The 17,129-nt window shown below is 63.9% G+C and carries 12 protein-coding genes; 5 read left to right on the top strand and 7 right to left on the bottom strand.

The window, feature by feature from the left end; translation table 11 throughout:
- The first annotated feature begins 51 nt into the window (after positions 1 to 51).
- A complete protein-coding gene (locus tag O1A05_RS05440) occupies positions 52 to 3,162 on the top strand; it encodes a DUF3427 domain-containing protein (RefSeq protein ID WP_270107035.1) in 3,111 nt (1,036 codons plus the stop codon).
- 20 nt (positions 3,163 to 3,182) lie between these two features.
- On the opposite strand, the gene O1A05_RS05445 is transcribed toward O1A05_RS05440, so the two are convergent.
- The 3 genes from O1A05_RS05445 to O1A05_RS05455 form a co-directional block, all read right to left on the bottom strand.
- A complete protein-coding gene (locus O1A05_RS05445) occupies positions 3,183 to 3,644 on the bottom strand; it encodes an acyl-CoA thioesterase (RefSeq protein ID WP_431521119.1) in 462 nt (153 codons plus the stop codon).
- Positions 3,645 to 3,648: 4 nt separating this feature from the next.
- Positions 3,649 to 5,451 carry an HNH endonuclease signature motif containing protein gene (locus O1A05_RS05450; protein WP_270107036.1) on the bottom strand — a complete coding sequence of 601 codons (1,803 nt, stop codon included), beginning with the start codon at positions 5,449 to 5,451 and terminating at the stop codon, positions 3,649 to 3,651.
- A 241-nt stretch (positions 5,452 to 5,692) separates the two neighbouring features.
- The gene (locus tag O1A05_RS05455) at positions 5,693 to 6,484 is read right to left on the bottom strand and encodes an IclR family transcriptional regulator (RefSeq protein ID WP_270107037.1); all 792 of its coding nucleotides are present in this window, start codon (positions 6,482 to 6,484) and stop codon (positions 5,693 to 5,695) included.
- A 190-nt stretch (positions 6,485 to 6,674) separates the two neighbouring features.
- Here O1A05_RS05455 and O1A05_RS05460 point away from each other — a divergent pair, with 190 nt between their 5' ends.
- From O1A05_RS05460 to O1A05_RS05475, 4 genes are all read left to right on the top strand, one after another.
- Positions 6,675 to 7,460: an isochorismatase family protein gene (locus O1A05_RS05460; RefSeq protein ID WP_270107038.1), complete on the top strand. Its 786-nt coding sequence runs from the start codon at positions 6,675 to 6,677 to the stop codon at positions 7,458 to 7,460.
- A 239-nt stretch (positions 7,461 to 7,699) separates the two neighbouring features.
- On the top strand, positions 7,700 to 8,002 hold the full coding sequence (locus O1A05_RS05465) for an MFS transporter (protein ID WP_270107039.1): 303 nt from the start codon (positions 7,700 to 7,702) through the stop codon (positions 8,000 to 8,002).
- Positions 8,003 to 8,407: 405 nt separating this feature from the next.
- Entirely contained in the window at positions 8,408 to 12,280 is a 3,873-nt protein-coding gene (locus O1A05_RS05470; RefSeq protein ID WP_270107040.1) for a hydantoinase B/oxoprolinase family protein, read from the top strand.
- 113 nt (positions 12,281 to 12,393) lie between these two features.
- Positions 12,394 to 13,683, top strand: a complete 1,290-nt coding sequence (locus O1A05_RS05475) for an MFS transporter (RefSeq protein WP_270107041.1) — start codon at positions 12,394 to 12,396, stop codon at positions 13,681 to 13,683.
- Positions 13,684 to 13,718: 35 nt separating this feature from the next.
- On the opposite strand, the gene ehuA is transcribed toward O1A05_RS05475, so the two are convergent.
- Genes ehuA through O1A05_RS05495 form a run of 4 tightly spaced genes read right to left on the bottom strand, consistent with a single transcriptional unit; the run spans position 13,719 to position 16,887 of the window.
- Entirely contained in the window at positions 13,719 to 14,546 is an 828-nt protein-coding gene (gene ehuA, locus O1A05_RS05480) for an ectoine/hydroxyectoine ABC transporter ATP-binding protein EhuA (protein ID WP_442867667.1), read from the bottom strand.
- Complete coding sequence (ehuD, locus tag O1A05_RS05485) at positions 14,530 to 15,240, bottom strand: ectoine/hydroxyectoine ABC transporter permease subunit EhuD (RefSeq protein ID WP_270107042.1); 711 nt, start codon at positions 15,238 to 15,240, stop codon at positions 14,530 to 14,532. Before ehuD ends, ehuA begins: the two co-directional genes overlap by 17 nt.
- A complete protein-coding gene (locus tag O1A05_RS05490) occupies positions 15,237 to 15,977 on the bottom strand; it encodes an amino acid ABC transporter permease (RefSeq protein ID WP_270107043.1) in 741 nt (246 codons plus the stop codon). The genes ehuD and O1A05_RS05490 overlap by 4 nt, the downstream gene beginning before the upstream one ends.
- Positions 15,978 to 15,999: 22 nt before the next feature.
- Positions 16,000 to 16,887, bottom strand: a complete 888-nt coding sequence (locus O1A05_RS05495) for a transporter substrate-binding domain-containing protein (RefSeq protein ID WP_270107044.1) — start codon at positions 16,885 to 16,887, stop codon at positions 16,000 to 16,002.
- Positions 16,888 to 17,129 lie beyond the last annotated feature (242 nt).

Genomic DNA, 17,129 nt, shown 5'->3' on the forward strand with positions numbered 1-17,129 from the left:
CCTGTTCTGTAACGGCTGATTTTGGCTGCGCCGTCAACTTATGATGAGCAGGTGGAGTTTTACCCGGGTGTCTATGAATCGTTGCTGACGCGGCGGTTGCGGGCTGCGATCGACCAGGCCCACTGGGAGACGGCCCAGGCCAAGGTGCCTGAGGGAGAAGACGCTCTTACACTCGGGCGTCACCTTGGAACACTCATCGACCGCGCGCTGGTCTCGCTCAAGGAGCCGGAGGATCGACTGGCCCTGGCACACCGCATTATCGGATTGCTCGGTGAGGATTTTGAGGTTGACGTCCCCGACGACTCCGACGGACTACAGGAACTGACCCAAGTCGCTCCCACAACGGTCGTGCACGCTCTGCCTCGGCCACAGACGCCCTTCACGCAAGCCGCGCTGATCACCAACGCCCGTGATGAGCCGAGCTTGGGGAGCGAATTGAGCGCGGAGCTCGCCAGCGCGGACCGGGTTGACCTGCTCTGTGCTTTTGTTAAGTGGCATGGGCTGACGACGCTGGCGGAGCCGCTGCGCGAGCTGGCTCGCCGCAAGATTCCTTTCCGCGTGATCACGACCACCTATATCGGCGCCACTGAGCGACAGGCGCTCGAGCGCATCGTGCGAGAATTCGGCGGCGAGGTGAAGGTCAACTACGAGACGAACTCGACGCGGTTGCACGCCAAAGCCTGGCTCTTCCACCGTGAGTCCGGATTCTCAACGGCCTACGTCGGCTCGTCCAACCTCTCGAAATCCGCACTGCTCGACGGACTGGAATGGAACGTCCGGCTCTCCGCCATCAGCACTCCGGAACTGTTGCGGAAATTCGAGGCCACTTTCGCCACCTACTGGGCGGATCCAGGATTCGAAAGGTTCGATCCGGACACGGACAGTGAGCGTCTCGATCGCGCCTTGGGCCGCAGCGCGGCAAGGCAATCCGGGACGACGATCGACGTCTCCGGTCTGGAAGTGCGCCCGTACCCGCACCAGACGATCATGCTCGAAGACTTGGCCGCAGAACGGTCCATTCACGATCGGCACAGGAATCTTCTGGTCGCGGCCACCGGAACCGGCAAGACGGTGATCGCCGCCCTGGACTACCGAAATCTTGAGGTTGATCTTGGGCACCGACCGCGGTTGCTTTTCGTGGCGCATCGTCAGGAGATTCTGGCGCAGGCCCGACGGACCTATCGCGAGGTGCTGGCGGATGGCGGGTTCGGGGAACTGCTCGTGGACGGGCAGGTCCCGCAACGATGGGACCATGTCTTCGCCTCGGTGCAGTCGCTGAGTGCCGAACGGTTGGAGGCCTTGGCGCGGGACCGGTTCGACGTCATCGTGATCGACGAATTCCACCACGCATCAGCTGCCACCTACCGGAGGCTTCTTGAGCATCTGGAACCGCGCGAGCTGTTGGGGCTGACGGCCACGCCGGAACGCGCAGATGGACTCAATGTCCGCGAATTGTTCGGCGGACGCATCGCGTCTGAATTGCGGCTGTGGGACGCTTTGGAGGCGGACATTCTGGTGCCGTTCCACTATTTCGGCATCGCTGACACCGTTCAGCTGGATCGCGTCGGTTGGCGTCATGGAACGTACGACGTCAGCGAACTCAGCACTCTCTACACCGGTGACGATGCTCGCGTGCGTCTGGTGGTGCGAGAGCTCCAGGACAAGGTGGGCGACCTGAGCGCGATGCGGGCGCTGGGTTTCTGTGTCAGCGTCGATCACGCAATGTTCATGAGCCATCGCTTCAACGAGGCTGGGATTCCCAGCGCCGTCGTGGTCGGAGAAACCACCAGCGCTGACCGTCGTCAGGCACTGGATGACCTGCGCTCCGGCTCGATTCAATGTATTTTCGCCGTTGACGTGTTCAACGAGGGACTCGATGTGCCTGAAGTGAACACGGTACTCTTCCTCCGCCCGACCCAGTCCGCGACCATCTTTTTGCAACAGCTCGGCCGCGGGCTGCGTCGGACTCACGGCAAGAGCGTGCTGTCGGTGTTGGACTTCGTCGGTGCTCAGCGTCGCGAGTTCCGGTTCGACCAGAAGCTGCGGGCGCTGACCGGCTCGGGTCGATCCGCCTTACTGAAAGACATCGAGAACGGATTCCCGTTCCTGCCCGCCGGGTCCCGGATTGTGCTCGACGACGTTTCCACCGAACGCATTCTGGAGAACGTGCGTGCGCAGCTGAACCTCAACGCGAATCAGCTGGCTCAGGATATACGGGAGCATGCCGGAGATCGGAACATCTGGGAGTACCGGCTGAAGACCTATCTCGACGAGGCGGGTCGCACCCTGCGAGACGTTTACGGAGGAAGCACGAGCAATCGGCGCTCATGGACGTCCCTGCGGGCGAAGGCTGAGCCGCAGGGTGCCCCAAGAGCTGAGGCTCTCAAGGAATCCGAAGACGCGTGGAAGCTACTCCACGTGGACGATCGTGAACGCGCGGAAGCCTATCGGTCACTGTTGATGGACATGACGCCGTATGAGCAGCTGCAGCCGCGGTCACAGGACTACGCCCGCATGCTGTACTTCACCATCGCCGGTCAGAAGCACTCGCGGATGGGGCTGACCGGATTCAGCGATGGACTGCAGTGGCTACGCTCGCGCACAGCGTTCGTGGCCGAAGCAGGGGAAGTGCTCGAGTACGCGATGGATCGGGCGCATACAGTTCCACGGCCGACCGGCCTCGGTGGACGTATTCCGTTGCTCTCGCACGTCCGCTATCGCCGCGAAGAGATTCTGGCAGCCCTGGCGATTTCCTCGTGGGACCGCGCGTTCCAATCACATGTCGAGGGCGTCGCCTTCTCGGAGACTTTCCAGACTGATGCGCTGCTGATCAACCTCAAGAAGTCCGAACGTGACTTCAGCCCGGCGACCATGTATCGGGACTACGCGATCAGCCCGACAGAGTTTCACTGGGAGTCGCAGGGCAAGACACGACGCGACAGCGAAACCGGACAGCGGTATCTCACGAAGAACAGCAATGGAACCTCGACCCTGCTGTTCGTGCGGCACTCGAAGAACGACGAGATCGGCACCGAGCCGTTCCTCTGCCTGGGCACCGCTGACCTGGTCTCCGCAACGGGGGAACGGCCGATCCAGATCGTGTGGAAGCTGGACCGGCCGATGCCCGCTGACTGGTTCCGTGCGGCCAACGCCGTCGCCTAGTTCTGTTGACCCATGGGCAGTCAGGACTCGGCGTTCGGCAGACGGGTGGGCATCCGGTCGCGGTCGTAGGTGATGTCGGTGTAACCGTGGGGGACCGGTTTGCCGTCGGCGTCGAGGGAGACGAACACGATCTTCTCGATGGTCAGGATCAGCTGGCGGGTGATCATGTTGCGAACCTCGGCGCGCATGGTGACCGAGGTGCGGCCGAAGCGGGTCGCCTTCAGGCCCATCTCGATCATGTCGCCCTGCATTGCGGAGGAGACGAAGTTGATTTCCGACATCATTTTGGTGACCGCCCGGTGGTTGCCCATCTGCAGGATGGCGTAGATGGCGGCCTCTTCGTCGATCCAGCGGAGCAGGGCGCCGCCGAAGAGGGTGCCGTTAGCGTTGAGATCCTCGGGCTTCACCCACTTGCGGGTGTGGAAGTTCATGCCGTCGTCGAGCACGGACAAACGTTGGGTGCGCGGTGATATGTCAGCCATGCTGTCAGCTTAGTGGCATCGGGTGCGTCTCGGATGAGCCAGTGTCGGAAGGATCTGCGTTGGACAGGTCTATGTCGGCTGGGGCCGCGTCTGCTGGGTCTACGTCGTCTGGCGGCGGTGGGGATTCTCGGTCCGGGCGCCAATAGTTGTTGCGCCGCGGGGAACGATCGGTGGTGAACAGATTCAGCTTCGCCGTCGGGGTGAACCAGGGCGAACCCCGGTACACGCGGATGGACCAGGCGCCCTCATGCACGGCGTGATGATGGTGGCTGCACAGCAGGACCCCGTTATCCACGGAGGTTTTGCCGCCCTGAGACCACGGTTGAATGTGATGGGACTCGCACCAGGCAGCGGGGAACGTGCATCCCGGTGCGGCGCATCCGCCGTCTCGGGCGATCAGTGCCTTGCGCTGGGCCGGGGTGAAGAGCCGGTGTTTCTTGCCGACGTCGAGAATCTCACTGTCGGTGCCGAGCACCACCGGGGTGATGTCGGCGGTGCAGAGCATGCGGCGGATGATGCCGGCGCCGCTGGATCCGGAATAACCCGCGGAGATCATCAGGTCCTCGGTGGACCCGGTGTTCAGCAGCTGCGGGTCGAAGGTGTCGGCCAGCAGCCCGTCCTGGTGTGCCATCTTCAGCAGGGAGGTGATGCCGGCCGAGACGATCAGCTGGGGTCGGCTGCCGCCCTGGTCGGGAAGGCTGTTCTCGGTGGAACGCAGCCCGGCTTCGACGACGCCGAAGAACCCGTCGTGGGCGCGCTGAACGGGGGACCGGTCGTCGGTGGGTTCCTCCGCGGATGCGGTGCTGTCGGAAGTGCTGTCTGATTCGGACTCGTCGGTGGCGCAGGAGGACCGCCGTCGAGGATTGGAGCTGGCGGACTTGATGGTCATCAGGGTTTCGTGGCCCTCGCGCGTGGTGCGGACCAGCCAGTCGAAGAGTTCGCCGGACTGTCCCATGTAGACGAGGCTGCGATTTTCGCGGGCCTGATGCTCTGCGGAGGTGACGGCGTCGTCGGCGATCAGGCGCAGCACGCTGTCACGCCAATGGTTCACGAAGGAGCGGAATTCATCGTGCGACTCGACGCTGGCGCGGTAAGCCATACGCTCGTCGACGTCGCGCAGCTGATCATGAAGGGTGGCTACCGGCAGCCCCGCCGTCGCGAGGACTTTCTCGAGTTTGTCGATTGCGGCCGTGATGATGGACAGGCGCGCCGGGGCAATCAGGGAGCGGGCGAACGCGGAGGCGACGTGGGGTAACAGCCCTGCGAGACGGCCGGAACCGGGCGGAGGCGTGTCCTTGCTGCCGGACTTGCTGGCGTGGGGACGGAAATCCTGTGCCTGTTGTGTGCGGCGCTTCGCCTCGTGACGTGAGATGTTCGTGGCGCCCTGGATGAGTTCGCTGGCGTCGCGGTAGGCGAGCTTGCCCTTCTTGGGGAGTCCGAGCAGATCGGCGCGGTCCTGCGGGCGGGCAAACATGTCGTGAGTGAAGCCATCGAGGCGGGCCTGCACACCGGCGATGAGCTGCGCGGTGCTCTGCGCGGATTGGAGCAGGGACGGCAGGGTGTTGCGTACGTCCCCACGAACCCGGTCGACCGGGTCCTGGTTGGTCGGTACTCGGTCGCTCGGCGCGTCGTCGGGCGTGGACTCTGGGGCGATGAACACGGCAAATTCGCGGCGGGCGTCGGGCGTCGACATGCGTTGAGAGAGGTGGCGCAGACCGTCCTGGACCAGGTCGAATACGTCTCCGAGGGAGAGCTGATCGAAGGCGGGCGCGGAGGTGGGGGTGTGGCCGATCGCTGCCAGTGCCATGGTCCCCACCGTCCTTACCGCTCCGTCAGGCCATGCCCCGAACAGTCAGGATGTCCTGCACGGGTGATGGCGATATATCCACCATGGCAGGGCTCGCAAACAACTTCGGGGGTGTATCCACAGGAGTGCGTGAATCGGTCAGAATCGACGTCTGTGAAGCACTCTGTGGAGGAGCCGGACCGTGAGAACGATGGGTGTTAACGCGTGTGTCGCGGCGCGCGGGGGAAACTCGAGGCGGCGCTTACGCTTCGTCGCCCAATCGCGCTGACACCGCTTTGGCTGTGTCACGGACTGAACTGATCAGAAGATCCTTGAGTTTCAGGTGTTGAACGCGTGAGCGCGGTGCGGAGACGGTGATGCATCCCGCGATCCGACCCCTGTAGTCGCGGATTGCTGTGGAGACGCCGAACTCTTCATAAGTGGTCTGTCCGTCATTGATGGCCAGTTCGTCGTTCTGGACCTGGCGTAGGTGCTCTTCGGGGGAGTCGAAACCGCCATCTTGACGGTCTTGCTCGGAGACGATGATGTGCCCAGACTCGACCAGGCTGTGGACGTGATCGAGATCCATGCTGGAGAGAAAGAGGCGCACCGATGAGGAGGCCCAGCGGTTGTACCGGGTACCGATGTGGGCGGAGTGCTTGACCTGATGCGGACTGTCGACCTGCTCGACCACCACGGCCTCGGTCCCGTTCCACAGGGACAGTCCTGAAGTTTCACCGGTCACCTCGGTGAGGTGTTCCAGATGCGGCAGCGCGGCGCGGCGGACATCGAGATCGGCGAGCAAGGGCGCAGCAAGCCCCAGCAGTCCCAGCCCGAGGCGGTAGCGTCCCGTCGTCTCGTCCCGCTGGACGTATCCGGCTTCGGCGAACCCCTGGAGCATGCGCGACACCGTGGACTTGTGGAGACCGACACGGTCGGAGATCTCTGTGACGCCGAGAACGGGATGGGCCGGCGTGAATGCTTCGAGGACATTCAGGCCATTCAGCAGTGACGCCGCAGCACCTTGTGGTGCGGGGGCGGAGCGTTCGGTCATGAGCGTCCTCCAGTCGATCTGTGTGCAATCGTCGGGGGCGAATGCTTCCACCATGCTACTGGTTTGTTTCCGTCGTGATACGAATCACGAATTTCGCAGAAGGGGCTTGTGTGTTGCTGTTAAAGAAACTACATTGATAGGACAGCAACAGACAGGCGGATCGTTTCCGCGGCTCAAGGAGGAAAGAACCATGGTTGAAGAAACCCGCGAAGAACTCGAAGCCCAGCTCGAGGTTCTGCTAGAGAAGGTGTTCAAGGTTGGCGCCGAGGAGTATTACAAGCGTGGTTTCAAGCGCCGTGTCGGCTACGGCAACCGTCCTGCGATCGTGCACATCGACATGGCCAACGCCTGGACGCGTGAGGGTCACCCGTTCACCTGCCGTGGTGTCGACGGGTTGATCGATGCGATCCAGCAGGTCAACACCGCAGCCCGCGCCAAAGGGGTGCCGATCTTCTACACCACCAATGTGTACGAGATCACCGACTCTTCCGTCCCGAACGACATGGGCCTGTGGCACTCTAAGATTCCGGTTGAATCGTTGCCGGCGGACTCCTATTGGGCGCAGATTGACGACCGGATCGCCCCGGAAGGAAACGATATCGTCCTGGAGAAGCGACGGGCCTCGGCCTTTCCTGGCACCGACCTGCAGCTCTTCCTGGCGGCCAACCACATCGACACCCTGATCATCACCGGCTGCACCGCCGCCGGTTGTGTGCGCCACACCGCCGAGGATGCCCTGGCTTACGGGTACCGTCCGATTCTGGTCAAGGAGGCCATCGGCGACCGTGTGCCCGGCGTGGTGCAGTGGAACTTGTTTGACATCGACTCCAAATTCGGTGACGTTGAGCCGCTGGCAGACGTGTTGAACTACCTGAACACCATGCCGCCTTTCGGTGAGACCGTTCCGAAGCCCAGTCCTGATCGTCAGATCGAGGTCGACTTCGACGCGAAGAACACGGTTCCGGTCGACGCCTGAGCGTCAGGCCATCTGGTGAAACTTTCACACCCACTGGCGGGTTGCCGGTGCCGATCTGCGAGATCGGCGCCGGTGACCCGCCATTTTTCGTCGATCCCAGGTTTTGAACCCTGCCCGCTTCTATAGCAGCCATCGGCCTGCTACCCGGGTACAAGCCCATCGGGATGTGGGCGGCGCAGTTGCTGACTGTTGCGCGCTGCGCCCAGGGCTTCTCGACCGGCGGTGAGTATGCCAGGGCCGTGACCTATGTGATCGAACATGCGCCTGCACAACAGCGCGCTCGCTGGGGCTCCGCCATACCGACCGCGACCTTATTCGCCTTCGCCATGTCGGTGCTGCTGACCGAGGTGTTCCCGACCAAGGTGCGGTATACGGCCTCCGCCGTCACCTACAACCTCAGCTACGCGATCTTCGGCGGTACGGCGCCCTTCGTGGCCACCTGGTTGATCGACGCGACGGGTCTTCCCTATGCGCCCGCCATCTATCTGTCGGTGATCGCCATTGGCTCCTTCTGTGCCGCGCTGCTACTTCCGGAGACCTGAGGCAGGGCGCTGGGAATCGGCACAGATGAGGGGGCGATTACGGCAGGTGGAAAGACCCTGAGCGTCTAGTCTCTGACGCCGACGACGGCACCTCTTCTGGCGCGCTGATCCGCCCGTGGGAAGGGGTGCCCTCGGCGTGCCCGGAGCCCGTTTCCGGCCTTATGTTTCCTGCTTGCTACAAGCTCGTTCCGGTCGTGAAACGAGTCACGAAAACGACGAAAAACCGCTTGTGTGTTGCTTTGCCAGCAACTAGATTGACTGGAAAGCAACGCGATGGGCGCTCGAATAAGGCCGATCCAGCTTTTCGCCAGCCTCGCGCTGACAACCAGCCCCCCCGTTCGTACTCGAGACTGCAGCCGCTTCAGCAGGCGGGTCAGGGTGCAACGCTACGGAAGGAAGCATCTCATGAAACGCATTGGTGTCGACGTCGGTGGAACCTTCACCGACCTCTATTATTCGGACGACGAGCGCCGTGAAGCGGTGGTCGAGAAGGTCCCCTCCACCCCGCACGACCCTTCAGAAGCCGTGATCGATGGGCTGAAGCGACTCAGCCAGAAGGCCGGCATCTCCCTATCGGAGGTCGATCAGATCGTCCACGGCACCACGGTGGCCACCAACACGGCGCTCACGCATCGCGGCGCCGAAGTCGGCATGATCACCACCGAGGGATTTCGGGACATCCTGCACATTGCCCGGCACAAGAAGCCCCACAACTTCTCACTGCAGCAGGACTTGCCGTGGCAGACCCATCCCCTGGTGAAGCGCCGTCACCGTTTGACCGTTAAAGAGCGCATCACGGCCCCGGACGGCGATGTGTTGATTCCGCTGGACGAGGACGAGGTGCGGGAGAAGGTCCGTCAGCTCAAGGCTGCTGGGGTTGAAGCAATCGCGGTCTGCCTGCTGCACTCGTACCTGAACCCGGACCATGAGCGCCGCATCGGTGCCATCGTGAAGGAAGAGTTCCCCGAGGCCTATCTCTCACTGTCACACGACATCGTTCCCCTCTATCGCGAGTATGAGCGGTTCTCTACGACCGCACTCAACGCTTTCGTCGGCCCGACCGTCTCACGCTATCTGTACCGCCTCCAGGCCGAAGTGGAGACGATGGGCTATCAGCGCGAGATCCTGCTGATGCAGTCCTCCGGCGGAATGGTGCCGATCAAGGAGGCGGCGATCCGCCCGGTGACCCTGATGATGTCGGGTCCGGTCGGTGGACTGGTCGGCGGCATATGGGCGGGACAGCAGTCCGGCTTCGAGAACGTGATCACCCTGGATATCGGCGGCACCTCGGCGGATATCGGCGTCGCCTATCAAGGCGAGCTGCGGATGCGCCATCTGCTCGACACGAAGATCGGCGACTACCAGGCGATGGTGCCGATGGTCGATATCGACACCATCGGCGCTGGCGGTGGATCCATCGCCTACGTCGATGAGGGCGGTGTGTTCCGGGTCGGACCCCAGTCCGCCGGGGCGACCCCCGGTCCGGTCTGCTACGGCAAGGGCGGTACACAGCCGGCCTCGACCGATGCCCAGGCCGTGCTGGGCCGGATGCGGCCGGCACGTATGCTCGCCGGGTCCGGCATGGACCTGGACCTCGACTCGGCACGGAAGGCTGTCGGCGAACTGGCCGACAGGATGGACATGAGTGTCGAAGAGGCGGCTCTCGGGGCGCTGCAGATCCAGAAGTTCGGTATGACCCAGGCCATCGAGCAGAACTCGGTGCGTCGAGGATACGACCCGCGCGACTTCACGCTGGTCGCTGCCGGAGGCGCCGGCGCCCTGTTCGCCTGCGAGATCGCCGCGGAGCTCGAAGTGCCCCACGTGCTGATCCCGGCGCACCCGGGCATCATCGCGGCCACAGGCCTGCTGGCCACCGACGAGTCCTACGAGTTCGTCGCTACCTCCCGGTTCAAGATCGCCGACGCCAAGCCGGCCGAGATCCAGGGACACTTCGATCGGCTTGAAGCCCAGGCGACGGCGCAACTCGACGCCGAAAACGTTCCGCAGGATCGACGCCGTATCCAGTGGCTCGCCGACGCCCGTTACGAGGGCCAGGGCTACGAGATCCGTTTCGACGTCCCCGAAGGTCCCGTGGATGAACACTGGGTCTCCCAGGTGGAAGCCGCATTCCATGAGGCCCACTTCGAGGAGTACGGCCACCGCTTCGACCACGGCGTGGTGGAAGTGATCAACATCCGCGTCGAGGCCATCGCCGTGATGGACGAGCTCCCCACACCGAAGCCCACCGCCGCTGGCGGTCTGAAGGACGCCCGGGTGGAGACGCGTCCGGTGACCTTCGACAGCGACGGCACCGCCGTCACCGTGGACACCCCGTTCTATGACCGGGAGAAGCTGGGCGTCGGCACGACGTTCGTCGGTCCCGCCATCGTCGAGCAGTACGACTCCACCACGGTCGTGCCTCCCGGCTTCACCGTGACCGTGGATGAGGCTGGAAACCTGGTCATCGACTGCCCGGCCAGCAAGGCGTCGGACGAGACCCTGGCAACGCCGATCCTGATGCGCGTCATTGGCGGGGCGCTCAACTCCGCGGCCAAGGAAATGGCCTCGGTGCTGTTCCGCATGGCGTACTCCTCGATCATCCGCGAGTCCGAGGACCTGGGAGCGGGCCTCTTCGACCGCGAGGGCAACGTGCTGGCCGAGTCCGATTCCACCCCGATGTTCATGGGATCCATGCCGAAGATCGTCAAGGGCGTGATTTCCGTGCTCGGCGACGACATCCACGAGGGCGACGTCATCCTGCACAACGACCCCTATCTGGGGGCGACCCACTCTCCGGACGTGGCGATCATCGAGCCGATCTTCCATGATGGCACCCTGGTCGGATTCGCCGGCGCCTCGGGCCAGCTGATCGACAACGGCGGCGCCTTCTCCGGGCTGATGGTGGACATCCAGGACGTGCAGTCCGAAGGAACTATCTTCCGGGCGGTCAAGATCTATGAGAAGGGGGTCCGGCAGGATTCGCTGATCCGGCACATCCTGAACAACTCTCGCACCCCTACCTCCAACGAGGGCGACTTCCAAGCCATGATTGCGGCGTGTGAGCTGGCGAAGTCCCGTTACCTGGCCCTCATCGAGCGCTATGGTGTCGGTGCTGTGCAGGAATCGGGGCAGGCCTGGATCGACTACTCGGAGAAGATGCTGCGTCAGGAGATCGCCAAGATCCCGGATGGCACCTACGAGACCGAGGTCGGCTATCTGGACGACGACGGCCGCAACTACGGCAAGAAGCTGCCGATCAAGGTCAAGGTCATCGTGGAGGGAGACGAGATCACCTACGACCTGACCGGATCCTCCGAGCAGGTGCCGACGGCCTACAACTGCGCGTTCGAAGGAACCACGGTCTCGGCCTTCACATTCATCACGCGCATGATGTTCCTGGACGAGGTGGCCTTCCCGGTGTTCGTCCCTCAGAACGAGGGCATGCTCAAGCCGTTGAAGGTGATCGCGCCGGAGGGCACGATCTTCAATCCCACCTACCCGGCGGCGACCTTCTCCCGGTTCTCGCAGGTGCAGCGTGCGGTGGACCTGGCGCTGCGGGCGCTGACCCCGGTCATCCCCGAGCGGGTGACAGCCGGAAACTCAGCACACATTCACTTCATGTCCTACTCCGGATGGGACGTCCGCGCCGGTGAGTACTGGGTCTATCTCGAAGTCAACGAGGGTTCCTATGGTGCCCGCAAGACCTCCGATGGTCCTGACTCCGTGGACAACCTCATCGCGAACACGCGCAACAACCCGATCGAGGAGCTGGAATGGCGTTTCCCGATGCGCACCGACCGCTATGAGCTGCGTTCGGAGCCGGCGGCGGCGGGTGAGTTCCGTGGTGGCATCGGCATCGTCCGTGAGAACACGTTCCTCACGGACACGGTGGTGACCTGTGAAGGCGAGCGTCACGATTCCGACGTCCCCTGGGGAGCGTTCGGCGGTCACGATGGGCTGAACGCATCGCTGGTGAAGAACCCCGGTCGCGACGGTGAAGAGTACTGGCCTTCGAAGGTGACAGGACGCCAGCTGTTGGCCGGAGATTCTGTGCAGATCACGGTTCCTTCGGGCGGTGGTTTCGGCGATCCCCGGAAACGTGACCCGGAGAAAGTGCTGGCCGATGTGCTCGATGGTTTCACCACCCGCGAGGCAGCTGAACGGGACTACGGCGTCGTGCTCAACGACGGCGACGGCGGTGCCCTGACCGTGAACGACCACGCCACAAACCAGGCGCGGAGCAGCCTGGGCACACCGGCGGCCGCCACCAGCCGCTGATTCAACAACCTCATCTCAACTGACCGCAACGAGGCGGCGCTGGGCGACTGGTCTCCCTGTGAGACCGACAGTCTCGGCGCCGCCTCGTTGCATGAGCTCAAGGAATGCCCATCATGACTGACACACTAATCCGTTCATCGACGGAAGAGATCACACCCAGGGACGTGAAGATCGCCTCCTGGATCTGCTTCTTCGCCTGGACCAGCGCCGTCTACGACTTCGTTCTCTTCGGCAACCTGCTCCCCGAGCTGGCAGCCGATCTGGGCTGGAGCGAGCCGCAGTCCACGCAGATCAACACCTGGGTCACCCTGGGCACCGCTCTCGTGGCGTTCTCCATCGGTCCGATTGCCGACCGCATGGGCCGACGCAAGGGTATCCTCATCGCGGTGACCGGGGCCGCCATGGCCTCGCTGCTCACAGCGACGGTCGGCTGGGTCAGCGGCATCGCGGCAGGGCTGGGGATCGTCTTCCTCGTGCTGGTGCGCTCGCTGGCCGGGCTGGGCTACGCCGAGCAGGCGATCAACGCCGCCTACCTCAACGAGATGTACGCGACCCAGGCCGATGATCCGGTGCGGGCGCGTCGCCGAGGCCTCATCTACTCGCTGGTGCAGTCCGGGTGGCCCGTCGGCTCCGTGCTCGCCGCCGGATCGGTGTATCTGCTGATGCCCATCGGTGGCTGGCAGCTCTGCTTCGTCGTCGCCGCGCTGCCCGTGGTGTTCATTCTCTGGGCCGGCCGCTATCTGAAGGAGAGCCCCCAGTTCTCCGGACAGTCGCAGCACGAGACGGGCTCGACGTCGCTGGTGGACGTCTTCCGCGGAGAATCGCTGCGTGCCACCGTCTTCATCGGGCTGCCGTTCATGCTCACCTGGTTCGGTGTGCTCGCTTTCTCGATCCTGGGGACCTCGTTTTTGACGTCGGGTAAGAACATCAGCTTTGACAGCGCCCTGACGGTGCTGGTGATCTCGAACGCGACCGCCTTCGTGGGGTACCTGTTCCACGGCTGGCTGGGTGACCGGATCGGACGCCGCAACACCATCGGCCTGGCCTGGATCGCTTGCTCCGTGTGCTTCACCGCGATGCTCTTCGCCCCCGACGGCAACTTCCCGCTGATCGTGGCGCTGTACAGCGCCGGGCTGTTCTTCCTGATCGGGCCGTTCTCCGCGCTGCTGTTCTTCACAGGGGAGAGCTTCCCGGTGGAGACCCGCGCCACCGGTGCCGCCCTGGTCAACGCCATGGGCCAGGTGGGGGCGATCTTCGCCGGGATCCTGGTGACCGGGATACTCGCGGCCGGTCAGGGGTGGATCACCGCCGGTATGATCGCAGGTTGCCTGCCGATCCTGCTGGCCGGGCTGCTGGTCTTCGGGGCGCGTAATGTCAGCCCGGAGACGGTGCGGGCAGACTGAGATCCCGTCCAGGGCAGAGTTGGTGAGCTACGGCTTCAGTCCCGGAGCACGGCGGAGAGGAACTGCTGGGTGCGTTCGTGCTCCGGGTGGCTGAAGATCTTCTCGGGCGGGCCGTCCTCGATCACGCGGCCGCCGTCGAACATCATCACCCGGTGGGAGACATCCCGGGCGAAGCCCATCTCGTGGGTGACGATCAACATGGTCACGTTGGTGGTTTCGGCGACCTCGCGCAGGATCTCGAGCACGTCGCCGACGACTTCGGGGTCCAAGGCGGAGGTGACCTCGTCGAGCAGCAGGATCTCCGGGTCCATGGCGAGGGCGCGGGCGATGGCCACGCGCTGTTGCTGCCCGCCGGAGAGCGACGTCGGGTGCGCGTTGGCCTTGTCGGGCAGCCCCACTTGCTCGAGGAGGCGGTGAGCCTTGTCGGTGGCGTCTCGTTTCGACATTCCCAGCACGTGCACGGGTGCCTCGATGATGTTCTCGAGCACCGTCATATTGGGGAACAGGTTGAACTGCTGGAACACCATGCCGATGCGGGTGCGCAGTCGCTTCTGCTGGCTCTTCGACACCGGGACGCGCTTGCCGTCGCGGTCTTCGTGGCTCAGGGGTTCGCCGTCGACGTAGATGTAGCCGCCGGTGAGTTCCTCCAGGGTCATCACCAGGCGCAAGATGGTGGTCTTGCCGGAGCCCGAGGGCCCGATCAGGGTGACGCGCTCGCCGCGGGCGACCGTGAAGTTCAGGTCTTTGAGCACCACGTTGTCGCCGAAGCGCTTCTCGACGTCGCGGAACTCGATGACGGGCGTCTGGTCCCCGCCGGTGCGGGCCTCGGTGGGCGCCACGGCGGGATCAGTGGGCGTAGGCAAGACGCTTCTCCAATCGGTTAACGAGGATGGCGGTGACATAGCTGGCCACCAGGAAGATGACGCCGGCGATGGTGATCGCCTCGATGTAGCGGTAGGTGAACCCGCCGACCTCGAGCGCGGTGTTGACCATCTCCATCAGGCTGATCGAGATCAAGAACGGGGTGTCCTTGAACATGGAGATCGCGTAGTTACCCAGTGAGGGCACGGTGGAGCGCAGCGCCTGCGGGATGATGACCCGGCGCCAGGTGCGGCCCGGTGCCATCGACAGCGCCGTCGTCGCCTCCCACTGGCCGCGCGGCACGGACTCAATGCCGGCGCGGTACACCTCGGACATGTAGGTCGAATAGTGCACGCCGTAGACGATGAGCGCGATGGTCAGTGGATCCATCCACACGAACCCGTAGAACAGGATGAGCAGCTGCACCACAATCGGCGTCATCCGGATGAAGTTGGCGATCCAGGTGAGCAGGACGGAGAGGGGTTTGGGCAGCACCCGCTGCAGGATGGCGATGATCAGTCCGAGCACAGCGGCGATGAGGGTGCCGACGGCGGTGACCAGCAGGGTGACCTGCAGGAAAGAGGTGAGCATCTGCGGGAAGATCTCGAAGGCAAAGTCCCAGCGCCAGAAGCTGGTGCGGTCTTGGATGTCGGGGGTGTCGACGGTGGCGAGCAGGCTGAGCGTCGTCGGGCTCATCGGGCACCTCCTGCGGGGACGTCGGCGGGGGAGACCGAGATCTTCGGGGCAGGGGAGAGAATCTCCTTCAGGCTGGGTCCCTGGCCAAGCCGGTGCTTGGCGCGGGCTTCGATCAGCCGCATCAGCTGGGTGAGCAGCAGGGCGAACAGGAAGTAGCCGATCAGCCCCACCACGGCCAGGGCGAAGAACCAGTCGGTGGTGCGGTTGAGTTGGATGAGTTCGAAGGTGAACTCGCTGAGCCCGATGATATACACGATGGAGGAGCCCTTGAGCAGGTGCACCCACAGGTTCGTCAGCGACGGGATCATCAGCGCCCACGCCTGCGGGAAGATGATGCGGCGGATCTTATGCGGCCACGACATGGACAGTGCCACGGTGGCCTCCCACTGGCCCTTCGGCACCGAGGTCAGCGACGCGCGCACCGCCTCGGCGCCATACGCCCCATAGTTGATGGTGAGGGCGAAGATGCCGACGGCGAAGGCGTCCAGACTCGGCCCGAACAGCGGCAGCACATAGTAGAGCCACACCAGCTGCACGATCAGGGAGGTGCCGCGGAAGAACTCGATGATGATCCGGGCCGGGATGCGCAGCAGCTTGCGGGGGCTGCCAGCCATCAGGCCCAAAACGACCGAGACCACGAACGCTAGCACGCCGCTGATCAGGGTGAGCTGGATGGTGACCAGCATGCCCTCCCACAGGCGGGGCGCGTGAACGGAGAGTGCGTCGAGATAACTCACAGCGAGATGCGGGGCGAGCTGATCACTGCTCGATGTCCTGGAGGGATTCGAGATCGCCGGCGCACAGGGCCTCGGCGGTCAGGTCCTCCGGCGGGACCTCGGCGTCGGTGAATCCGAACTCGCCGATGATGGCGCCCAGCTCGTCGTTGGCCTTCAGCTCGGCCAGATGCTCGTTGTATTCGTCGAGCAGCTCGGTGTCGTCCTGACGGAACACGGTGGACCCGGCGCCGTACTGCATCACGCCGTCGACTTCCTGCACGAAGGGTTCGGTGACTTCGAGGCCTTCGATGTCGCCGGCCATTTCGGACAGGGAGATGGCGGTCAGGGCGAAGACGTCGGCGCGCCCGCCCTGGACCATCTCGACACCTTCATCGGCGCTGCCGACCCCGTTGTAGTCCAGCCCCATGCGGGTGGAGTAGTCCGCTTCGATGCCGGCGGTGAGGGTGGCCAGGGTGATGTCCTCGCCGCTTTCCTGCAGCTCGAGGACGTCGTCGAGGGTCTCGACACCGTGCGGGTTGCCCTCTTCGACGAGCAGGGCGGTGGTGTACATGATCTCGGGTTCGGCGAACGCGGCTTCCTCGCAGCGTTCCGGGGTGATGGACATGCCCGCGGAGATCGCATCGTAGCGCCCGGCGTTGAGCCCGGGGATCAGGTTGTCCCAGTTGACCAGTTCGGCCTCGACGTCGTACCCCATATCGCCGAAGATGCGCTCGGCCAGGGCCACGGTGGCGCCCTCGGGGTCACCGGAATCGTTGAGGTAGGAGTAGGGGACTTCGCCGGCGATGCCGACCGTGATGGTGTCACCGCTCTCGCCGTCGCCACCGCCGTCGTCGCCGCCACACCCGGTGAGTGCCAGGAGGGCAATGGAGCCGAATGCTGCGGTTTTCAGGGTTGTCGCTGTGCGGGTCATGGGATAACCATCCTTCGCCACGCCGCACCCGCCACGAGCCCTGTCGATGAGCGCCGCAGCCGGAGACCGGCGCGTTGTTCCTCTTCATTGGGTGATGTGTGTCACCTGCTGGGCAGGCTGATAAATACCCTACGGAGATGCTGGGAGGGGTTCAACCGGTCATGAACGGCGCCGGCTAATTGTTACCGATGCGTGATGTTGGCGGGTCACGCGCGCTCGTAGACCACGGATCCTTCGGAAGA

The sequence above is a fragment of the Citricoccus sp. NR2 genome (assembly GCF_027594385.1).
GTDB lineage: Bacteria > Actinomycetota > Actinomycetes > Actinomycetales > Micrococcaceae > CmP2.